Origin of the sequence: Chitinophaga sp. (genome assembly GCF_035564935.1) — a bacterium.
Taxonomy (GTDB): Bacteria; Bacteroidota; Bacteroidia; order Chitinophagales; family Chitinophagaceae; genus Chitinophaga.
In genome coordinates, this window is record NZ_DATMTE010000615.1 from 1 (window position 1) to 10,370 (window position 10,370).

The 10,370-nt window shown below is 45.2% G+C and carries 8 protein-coding genes; 6 read left to right on the forward strand and 2 right to left on the reverse strand.

The features are described 5' to 3' along the window. Positions 1-2,696, reverse strand: a 2,696-nt coding sequence (locus VN105_RS15660; RefSeq protein ID WP_325642466.1) for a SusC/RagA family TonB-linked outer membrane protein, incomplete at its 3' end; no start/stop codon positions are given. A gap of 370 nt (positions 2,697-3,066) precedes the next feature. Between VN105_RS15660 and VN105_RS15665 the strand changes: the two genes are divergently transcribed. Next, complete coding sequence (locus VN105_RS15665; protein ID WP_325642467.1) at positions 3,067-3,894, forward strand: sugar phosphate isomerase/epimerase; 828 nt, start codon at positions 3,067-3,069, stop codon at positions 3,892-3,894. A gap of 85 nt (positions 3,895-3,979) precedes the next feature. On the opposite strand, the gene VN105_RS15670 is transcribed toward VN105_RS15665, so the two are convergent. Then, the gene (locus tag VN105_RS15670; protein WP_325642468.1) at positions 3,980-5,083 is read right to left on the reverse strand and encodes a glycoside hydrolase family 26 protein; all 1,104 of its coding nucleotides are present in this window, start codon (positions 5,081-5,083) and stop codon (positions 3,980-3,982) included. 392 nt (positions 5,084-5,475) lie between these two features. On the opposite strand from VN105_RS15670, the gene VN105_RS15675 reads away from it, so the two are divergent. From VN105_RS15675 to VN105_RS15695, 5 genes are all read left to right on the forward strand, one after another. Beyond that, the gene (locus tag VN105_RS15675; RefSeq protein ID WP_325642469.1) at positions 5,476-7,461 is read left to right on the forward strand and encodes an MGH1-like glycoside hydrolase domain-containing protein; all 1,986 of its coding nucleotides are present in this window, start codon (positions 5,476-5,478) and stop codon (positions 7,459-7,461) included. A 2-nt stretch (positions 7,462-7,463) separates the two neighbouring features. After that, positions 7,464-8,300, forward strand: coding sequence for an AraC family transcriptional regulator (locus VN105_RS15680; protein WP_325642470.1), 837 nt, complete (start codon positions 7,464-7,466; stop codon positions 8,298-8,300). A 91-nt stretch (positions 8,301-8,391) separates the two neighbouring features. Next, on the forward strand, positions 8,392-9,150 hold the full coding sequence (locus VN105_RS15685; RefSeq protein ID WP_325642471.1) for a phytanoyl-CoA dioxygenase family protein: 759 nt from the start codon (positions 8,392-8,394) through the stop codon (positions 9,148-9,150). A gap of 190 nt (positions 9,151-9,340) precedes the next feature. Further along, entirely contained in the window at positions 9,341-9,466 is a 126-nt protein-coding gene (locus tag VN105_RS15690) for a hypothetical protein (protein WP_325642472.1), read from the forward strand. A gap of 322 nt (positions 9,467-9,788) precedes the next feature. After that, the coding region (locus VN105_RS15695) for an alpha/beta hydrolase (RefSeq protein ID WP_325642473.1) at positions 9,789-10,370 on the forward strand (582 nt) is incomplete at its 3' end.

Consider the following 10,370-nt stretch of genomic DNA (forward strand, 5'->3'; position numbering starts at 1 on the left):
TTGTTTAACCCGCCGGTAAATTTCGGTTGTGCATTCCCAAGGATCGTTTGGTCGCCGGCATTCACTATGCCATCTCCATTCAGATCTTTTAATTTTTTTGTTCCGGGCGCGGGGATCCCTACGGATGGCGTATTATCCGCCACTCCTTTTTTTAGTATATATGCGCCGTTGGCAGGGTTATAGTCAAAATCATCCAGGGTATACATCCCATCGGCTTTGTATCCCCAGATGGTGCCTACAGGCTGCCCTACCTGTACCAGGTATTCATTGCCCATCCCCCAGCCGGAACTGGCAAAATAATGATCGGCAACATTCGATAGCCTGGTTACTTTGTTGCGGTTAGCGGATATATTAAAATTAATGTCCCACTTGAAATCCTTTTTCGAAAGCGCCACTGTACTTAACTGCAATTCCAGGCCACTGTTCCTTACGCTGCCCACATTCTGCAGTTGCGTACTGAACCCTGCATTGGCGGCAATGGGAACGTTGATCAACAGATCGCGGGTGTCGTTCATATAGGCGTCTATACTTACCTGCAAACGGTTTTTGAAAAGCCCTGCATCCAATCCTATATTACGCGACAGGGTTGATTCCCACTTCAGGTTGGGATTGGCCAGGGTAGTTATTGCATAACCCGGAACGAGGGTATTATTCAGGCTGTAAGGTGTGCTGTTAGACCTGTACAGGGAAGTATACAGGAAATCACTGATCCGGTTGTTGCCCGCCAGGCCATAACTAAGCCGTAGCTTAACATCAGAAGCAAAATTATTCTGCTGAAAGAAATCTTCGTTTGAGATTCGCCAGGCAACGGATGCCGATGGGAAATAGCCCCATTGATGACCCGGAGCAAACTTTGAAGACCCGTCTGCCCGGAGATTGAAAGTAGCCAGGTATTTGTCTTTATGACTATAGTCAACCCTTGTGAAAAAAGACATGATCCTGCTTTTCGCATCCAGGGAAGCAGGATAAAGGGGAACAGAGCTACCCAGGCTCAATTGCGAAAAGGCCTTTTCAGGTGTTATGCCTACCGGGAAATATCTTACCTGGTCTGTTTGTGAATTGGATGAAACCTGGTATATCTCCTGCCCTAACAACGCATTGATAGTATTATTCCTGTGAAAATCTGATTTGAATGCGCGGTTATTAAAACTAAGCACCGCATTTTCATTAACGGAGGTTGTATTGCTGTTAATAAGATTGATGATTGGTTTTCCTGCACTGTTGGTAATGGCATTCCAGGTGATATAATCGTCGAATGAATTGAGTTTCCCATCGTTTTTGTTAAGACCGCCGGTAACACGCAATGACAGGTATGGAGTGAATGAAAACTGGAGATAGGAGCTGATGGTGGTATTGATGGACCGGTTACGGCGATAAGACGCTTTGGAAAATTCGATGGGATTGATAAGGTAATATCCTGTTGCGTTGGTCTGGGCAAAATAAGCCGCGTCATTGGAACTGTTGGGATCGTCTGAATTTACCAGGAAAGGCCGGTATTTCACAGAATTGCGCAAACGGTTGTTGGTTACATTGCCTGATGCGCTTGTCCCTGGTCCCATGATCGACTGGTCGTTATAGGAAATATTAAGCCCCACTTTAAATTTATCCGAGACTGTATGATCCAGCCGCATATTTAAAAGGTTCCTTAAATAACTGGAATTGATCATTACACTCTGTTCGTTATTATTAGTATAACTGATATTAAAAGTGGTCGTTTTGTTTCCGCCGGTAACGCTTACGTTATGGGTTTGTGTAGCTGCGCTCCGCCCGAACGAGAGTTGTTGCCAATCCACATAGGGAGCGTTCCTGATAGAATCCAGTCCGGCCCAGCTATTACCATATTGAGACGTAAACGCAGCACTGTCGGATAGTGTGTTCCTTGTTTTTTCCCAATTGTATTCGATAAATTCCCTGGGATTCATTACATCGAATTTTTTAGCCAGTTTATTGACACCATAAAAATAATTGTAAGCCACCACCGTTTTCATGGATTTGCCGCCTTTAGTGGTAATGATAACTACACCATTGGCGCCCCTGGCGCCATAGATAGAAGTAGCAGCTGCATCTTTCAATACATCTACAGATTCAATATCCTGGGGTGCTAACTTTGAAAGTGCATCTTCCACCTGGACACCATCTACCACATACAGCGGCGTGTTATCCTGGGTAATAGAACCACCTCCCCGGATCTTGATGGTAACAGCTGCACCGGGACCGCCTTCAGTAGTTGAAATATTAACGCCGGCCAGCCGGCCTTCCAATGCCTGCATAGCGGAAGTAAGAGGAATATCCTTTATCTGACCTGCATTTACAGATGCTACGGATCCGGTAAGATCACGCCGCCGCTGGGTGGCATAGCCCACCACTACCACATCATTCAGCTCCTTCGTTTTTACGACCAGTGATACATTCACCGCCTGGCCTGCTGTTACCTGCACTTCTTTGGTAACAACGTTCATAGACGAAAATACCAGGGTAGCCTGTGTGCCTGAAATACGGATGCGGAAGTTACCACGGTCATCAGTATACGAAAAATTATGCGTTCCCTTTTCCGTAATGGTAACGGCTTCTACCGGCTCTTCCTTTTCGTTGGTAACATGCCCGGTAACTACATTGGTAACCGGCGGAGAACTTCCCTGTTGCTGAGCGGATGCAGTAATGAAGAGATACTGTATACCCATGTAAACAAGTGCCATCCTGCAGGACATTCGTAAAAAAATTTTCATAACGGAAATCTATTTTTAAATTATAAAGAGACAGCATAGGTGCGGCGCCTGATCAACGCTAACTTATAAGAGCGTACCCCAACTTTTCATAACGTTTGCGCCCTGTTTTTCCTTTTTGTAAAAATAGTTACAACATTCAATGGGAACACGGCTTTCTTTTATCTTAAAATGGCTGTTTTTTACGCTACAGCGACTTTATTCAAAATTCACACACCAATGGATGTACCTTGACAATTACAAGTATAACCCTACGGGTATGCTCATATCAACCTAAAAAAAGAATTATTATAAAAAAGCGACTATTTACGCTAATGCAGATACTCATAAAAACACGTTTCATATGAACAATAAATTTGAGCTTTTGCTCCTGGCTACCGGCTGGGGCTTTACCGGCACTCTGGATGAATTTTGCAATAAGTCCAGGAAAGAAGGGTATAACGGCATCGAGGTGCTGTGGCCGCGCGAAAAGAATGCACAGGAAGAACTGTTTGCTGCACTGAAAAAATACCAGCTGGAGCTGGGCTTGCTGTGCGCTGGCTTCGACAGCCATTATCAAAAACATTTTGAAGAGTTTGTTACCATGATTAACGATGCCGCCACACAAACCATCCAACGGCCGCTTTATATCAATTGTCATTCAGGAAGGGATTATTTCAGCTATGAGCAAAACAAAACATTCATCGATCATACCATCAGGCTGTCTGCGCAAACCGGTATCACGATATGCCACGAAACACACCGTTCAAGAATACTTTTCGCAGCTCCAGTAGCCAGGCATTATATTGATACCATCCCGGAGTTGCGCATCACTTTTGATGTATCCCACTGGTGCAATGTGAGTGAAAGCCTGCTCGATGATCAGCAGGAAACCCTCGACCGTACTTTGTTGCGTGTAGATCATATCCATGCGCGCATTGGTCATCCGGAAGGGCCGCAGGTAAGCGATCCCGGGGCGCCTGAATGGGAGCCTGCACTGAATGCGCATCTCCGGTGGTGGGATCAAATAGTGGATGCGCACAGGAAAGCAAATAAACGGATTACGATATTAACTGAATTTGGTCCGCCTGATTATATGCCCACTCTTCCTTACACACGTGAGCCTTTAGCAGATCAGTGGGCTATTAACGTTCATATGATGCAATTGCTGCGGAAGCGGTACCTGCCCTGAATTTACAGGACCCTCCGCTGGAGGGTCCTGTAGTACATCTTCCTGAAAAAAAATTATTCTCAAAAGCAACGCCCGGGAAAACCGTTTAATAATTCAGATCGTTGGCCCAGGCCATCCAGCTATGATTGATAAGATTGCTGTAATTGTTTTTATACATAGACTTGTAGATAAAACCCATATTGGTGGTATTCCAGTCGTGCCAGCACAACCAGCCTATTACATTGGGATAGGTGGTGCGGATCTTTTCCGCCAGGAGGTTATAGTCAAAAGTACCGTTCAGGGTAGAGTCGCTGTTGCCCCTAACGCCATGACCGGTGCCAAACTCTGTCAGCATAATGGGTTTGGCCAGGGTTCTCAGTACGCTGTAATCGTTGATGGTCATGTTATCATCATATACATCCGCGCCCACAATATCCACATAGCCGGTACCGGGATAATAATTTGTATAGGCGCCATCTCCCACTACATTATTGTTGGGCGCATATATCCAGATAAGATTATTTAAGTTTTTGGTGTTGGTGAAATAATCGAACAGATCCGCCCACAAGGCCCTGAAGTTGGCGTAATTGGTAGTGTAATACCAGGTCCAGCTGCCATTCATTTCATGGAAAGGCCGGTATAATATACTCACTCCATTTGTCTGGAAATAGGCTAGTTTGGCGGCCATAGCATCCATATTACTCACCCATTGCGCCCTTAGTGATCCGCCCGGCAGTAATGCGCTGAGATCACTCCCGCTGGAAATCCCGGGGTTATTGAGCCCACCGCAGATTTCAATAATACATTGATGCTGCTGGTGCAGGTCTTTCAGGAATGGAGAATGGTAATTCCAGTTATCAATATCATTAAAGTCGGAGCCCACTATAGCCGGGTATTTGCCGGTAGCCTGCGCAAAAGGATGAATGATCTGATCATCTCCCAGCTTATACTGTGTTTTATTGGAGATGTTACTGTTTTGCCCCGCCAGGATCCGCTTACCCGGTTGATTTTTCAGATTCTGTATAAACCTTAACAGGGAGTCGGTTGCGGGGTTCAGCGCGGGATTAGCCCCCATGGCTACAGCGCCGCCAGTAGACAAAGACAGCTTATCTGCCTGCACCGGGGAGGCATTCATGTTTGCATGTTTATCGCAGCCGGATATGACCAACAGCTGCATGAACGTAAAAAGGCTTGTGATAATGGTTTTCATAACGTTTCATTTTTTAGGTTGACAAATGCGTATCCGCAAGCGTTGCCTTGCTGCCATTAAGATACGTACATCCTTATGGTTATGTTAAGGGGAAGTCGCTTCAGCGTATAAAACAACTATTTTAAGATAAAAGAAAGCGGTGCTCCCGTTAAAAGTTGTCCCTATTTTTACAACGGAAATACAGCGGGTAAACGTTATGAAAATAAATACACGCTTATACTATGAAGTGATAATAATGCCGCTATTCAGTATAATGAATTAATTTCCGTCTTCCCGGGTTCATGTGTATTTAAACCCGGGTATTAAACAGCATCCACGATACTAATATGAAAAGATACTTTTTCCGGGCAGGTCTGCTCATGCTTCTTATTACTTGTTGTTGTGTCCGTTTGATGGCCCAGTCCCGATGGCAGCTGACAGATTTTGCCATTGATCTGAACCGGTTGGTTACGCCTCCCAATCACCTTTGGGTAGGAAGCGGTTATACCAGTGTAAACCCCGTTTTGAACTCGGTATTAGGAGTGGGAGATGTGATGTCGCCGCCTGTTTCCGGCCATGGGTTTAAGTTTGAAGCCTTGTTTATAGCAAACGGCGATACCATCAGGGATCATTTTGTGTGGGGTGGAAAAGTCAGGAATATCCTTTATACCGGCGGGCAATGGCAACCGGACAGGGTGATACGCAGGGGTACCTATCACAGGATGCATGCCGGCGGACTGCTCTCTTTTGAGATCAGGTCGTACCTCATACCCCTGGCCAACAGGGCTGGCTTTTTAATACATTACGAAGTAAAGAACAGAACAGCTGCACCTTTGAACCTGGCCATGATCCCTTTGATAACCAGCGGGAAGCCGGCCGTATATCCGTTGAAGGAATGGGGCTTTATGCCCCCGGCTGATCCGCGGAACAATGATACGGTAAAAGTGAATGTAATACAGGAAGGGCAACGCCTGAATATAGCCCCGCAGCAAAGTGGCACGGCCTATGCAGCCGTGGTGTTTGGAAACGATGCCGTATCCGCCCCCGGCGGTTTGCAGGCGTGGGAAAAACAAACAGCCACTATATGGCAAAAGCGGCTGGAATGGGCCTTGAAAAATATTCCCGTATTAACTTCAGACAATGCAGCACTTGAAAGTTATTATAAGAGATCTGTTGCATCCGGGTTGGTATGTATATGGGAGAAACCGGATTTCAAACTGCATCCTACCCTTGTTACCAGCGGCCTGGACGGAGGCGGCATGAACACTTATTTATGGGATGTGGCCGGGTATGCACCGGGACTTGTTTCCCTGATGATGGGAAACAAGCTGCTTGATATAGCGCGTACCATGACAGACATCGATCTTGAGAAATATTATGCTTTTGCCCAGGATGGAACGGGGTTGGGCGTAAGATATGCCTACAGCACTGCAGCCTTTACTTCGCTCGTATATGCGATCGCCTGCCAGGATAGTGTGTATCCTGACCTCTTTGCACAGGTGAAAAAACTGGTGCTGAGCGATGAAAAAAGACCCATGATAAACGGGGTGATAGACTACGGGGATCAGCATAATTTACTGGAGATGCGTGGCATGGGCTGGGAACATATGGTGCCAAGCCCCAATGCAGAACGGGTATGGTGTTTGAGGCGGCTGGCAGATATGGGAGAAAAGATCGGCTATGATAAAACTAGCATCCAGGAATGGAGAAAAAAAGCGGATGTTATTACAGCCGACATCAGGAAAGCACTATGGGATGAAAAGGCAGGATGGTTTGTATGTAAATATCCAGATGGACATAAGGAAACTGTTTTTTCTATCCAGGTGTTCGATATACTCAGGACCGGCGTATGTACTCCTGCCATGGAAAAAAAGATGCTCGAACAACTGGAAGAAGAAAAATTCCTTTTCCCTTACGGGGTTAGCAGTGTATCCAAAGCAGATTCCATTCATTATGAAGTTACAGATACCGACTGGAGCGGCGGTGGCGCCTATTCAGGAGATCTTCCCCAGCTGGCATTGGATCTTTATGAAAAGCGGCTTCCGGCCAAAGCCTGGGACGTATTAAAACGCCAGTTCTGGATAGGACAGCAACTCCCCTATTTTCCGCAGGAACATTTTTGTGACCGCCCCGGTTCACCGGCCTATAAAAGGGCTAATGTTGTTTCCGGCTTAATGGGGGCGGCAACTGTTCTGTATGGAACAGCCGGACTGGATCCCCGGCTGGACGGTAGTTTGTGGATCCATCCACAGCCCGTTACAAACGATAAGGTGAAGATAAAAGGCTTCGTTCACCGTAAACATGTGGTAGATGTGGAGTTCTCAGATTCCTTTTGTAAGATCATCCTGGATGGAAAAGTAAAGTATCAGGGAAAACCCGCAACTATAAAGATATTCTGATCATGGGTGTCAAGAAATTCTTACTGAAAAATTGTATCAGGGACGATGAAGCCTTCCATCTGGCCAGGGTTACCATTCATTCGCGCCACGACCTTTCACTGCACAGGCATAATTACGCCGAGATCTTCTGGGTGGAAAGCGGGAGCGGCACTCATTTGATCAATGACCGCAAAATAATGCTGGAACCTGGCCATCTTGTTATGATCCGCCCGGACGACCAGCATACTTTCACTTCCGCAAGAGGAGGCCTTACGCTCATGAACCTCGCTTTCCCGCTGGATACCTTACACCATTTACGGAACCGCTATTTTGCCGGCGTTGATTCCTTTTTCTGGACCCCGGACGTTGTTCCCTACCAGATACTGCTGGCCGTGTCTTCCGTACGCCGGATCTCACAACGGGCAGAAGAGGTATTGCAGAACCGCAAATCCAGCTTTTACCTGGATCATTTGCTGTTGTTCATTTTCCGCTTATTGTTTGATAACGATAACCTGCCGGCCGATCAGAAAATACCTTCCTGGCTGAATCATGCCATCAGAGGCTTTTCCACGCCGCCTATGTTTAAACAAGGCGTACGCGGTTTTGCCGTTCTGGCGGAAAGGAATATAGACCATGTGAACAGAACAGTGCAACGCACCCTGCATAAAACCTTAACAGACCTGGTGACCGAGCTACGCATGAACTTTGCTTCCAAACAACTTTCTATCACCAACACGCCCATTAAAACCATCTGCAATGATTGCGGATTCACTAACCTTGGGCACTTCTACAAAACCTTTAAAGAGGTATATCACCAAACACCATCCGCATACAGAAGAAGTAACCAAACGATTGTATAGGTCGTTATAGCGTAAAAAACAAAGGTCACGGAATAAAAGATAGGCCGAATTTCCATACGTGTACTTACTACATTTACATCAAAAAAACGGTATGGGAACGGAAGTAAACACAAGGCCCTCTCAGGAAGAAATTTCCTTTTATAAAAACAATGGATACCTGCTTACCAACAGGCCCTTATTTACAGAAGAAAAATTCAGTAAGTTGTTCACCATTTTTGAAGAGCACCTGAATAACCGGGGCAACCTGAAACCGGATGAACTGGATGTACCTCATATGAAGGATGCACGTTTGTTTGAATTTCTGATGGCTCCCGAGATATTAGACATTGTGGAAGGATTGATAGGTCCGGATATAGGACTGTGGAGCAGCCACTTCATTTGTAAAGAGCCAAGAACAGGAAAAAAAACACCCTGGCATGAAGACAGTGCCTACTGGAAAGGCCGCTTCAACCGTTTTGACAGTATTGTTACGCTTTGGCTGGCCATCGATGAATCTGTAAAAGAGAATGGTTGTATGGGCGTAATCCCCGGTTCGCACCATAACGGCTTTTCTGAATATGAAAAGATGGATACAGATCACAGCATTTTTAATATTGAAATAAAAAAATCGGCTGTTGATGAAAGCAAAGTAGTATGGTTTGAGCTGGAACAAAATCACTATTCCCTGCACGATTCCCGTATTATTCATGGAGCCAATGCCAATACAAGCGAAAAAAGAAGGACCGGGTATACCATGCGGTATTTTAATACCGGCCTTATTATGAACCAGCAACATCCCGATAACATAAATCATAAAGTATACCATTGCCGGGGAGAAAACAGGGGCAATAACCCGCTGATTTTTTTATAACCCGTTTCTATTATCAATGTCCCCGTTTGAAAACCCGGAGTAACCATATTTCCCTGTTCCGTTGTATGGCTCATTGTACTTATTCCAGAAAGTAAGCAATAAATGATCTGTCGGAATACCAGTAAAAAAGGATTGCTTAAGCAGTCCTTTTTCTATATTTACACAAAACGCCGGATAACCGTCAATCATTATGGAACAACCTTCTATGATCGTAGCGCAACTTAACGAAGCCCTGAGAAATAAGCTGGAAGCCTCCAGGTGTATTACCGGCAAAGACTGGAAGAATTTGTTGGATGGAGCCTTTCCAAACAGATGAATCCATAAATAACCTCCGTCTGTCAACAGCCATATTTCTCCTGCTGAAATTTCTTGTTTCAACTCCCCTAAAGGGTTTTATTAACCCATATTTTAACGATTGCATTTTTTTTTAGTAATATCGTAACCTGTTTCATTTATAATATTGCCTGTTCAGGCAGGAAGTAAGGATATTTATGGTGCAAAGTGTGAAAGTGATTTTTTCCGTTTTATTGATGTTGAGTAGCTTCCTGGGGGAAGCCCATCCCCTTCAGGATACAGTTAAAAAAGAACAAAAGGTTGTTTATCTTTTCAGTGGTATCGGGGCAGACTCAACGATATTCATGAACCTGAAACTTCCGGGTTATCACAAAGTTTACATCAACTGGATCCCGGCGTTGCCGGATGAATCTTTAACGGAATATGCCGGCCGGATAAAGAGCCAGATCACCGTTGAAGATCCTTATATAATCGGGCTTTCTTTTGGCGGCATTGTAGCCGTGGAAGTATCGAAGCAGGTCCACGTAAAAAAGATGGTACTGATCTCTTCGGTCAGAACAAGGGATGAATTGAATAAAAAGCAGTTCTTTTTCATGAAATTAGGCTTATACCGGATCATTCCCGCTGCCATGATAAACCGTGCTAACTTTCTCACCTATAGCTATTTTGGCGCCCATTCCCTGAATGATAAGAGAGCGCTGACGAAATTATTGCGGGATACCGATGTTTCTTTTTTCCGCTGGGCGCTGAAAAGTATTTGTTACTGGAAAAATAAAGAAATACCTGAAAGAACAATACAGATACATGGTACGGCCGACAGGGTGATCACCGGCAGGCGTGTGCATCCTGATTACCGCATTAAAGGCGGGGGACATCTGATGGTTTTTAATAAAGCAGATACCATCAGTAAAATCATCACAAATTAT

What these genes read in the sequence shown, in the direction of transcription:
- VN105_RS15665 (WP_325642467.1), top strand. Translation starts at nt 3,067, where the DNA reads ATGAACAATAAATTTGAGCTTTTGCTCCTGGCTACCGGCTGGGGCTTT.
- VN105_RS15670 (WP_325642468.1), bottom strand. Translation starts at nt 5,083, where the DNA reads ATGAAAACCATTATCACAAGCCTTTTTACGTTCATGCAGCTGTTGGTC.
- VN105_RS15675 (WP_325642469.1), top strand. Translation starts at nt 5,476, where the DNA reads ATGGCCCAGTCCCGATGGCAGCTGACAGATTTTGCCATTGATCTGAAC.
- VN105_RS15680 (WP_325642470.1), top strand. Translation starts at nt 7,464, where the DNA reads ATGGGTGTCAAGAAATTCTTACTGAAAAATTGTATCAGGGACGATGAA.
- VN105_RS15685 (WP_325642471.1), top strand. Translation starts at nt 8,392, where the DNA reads ATGGGAACGGAAGTAAACACAAGGCCCTCTCAGGAAGAAATTTCCTTT.
- VN105_RS15690 (WP_325642472.1), top strand. Translation starts at nt 9,341, where the DNA reads ATGGAACAACCTTCTATGATCGTAGCGCAACTTAACGAAGCCCTGAGA.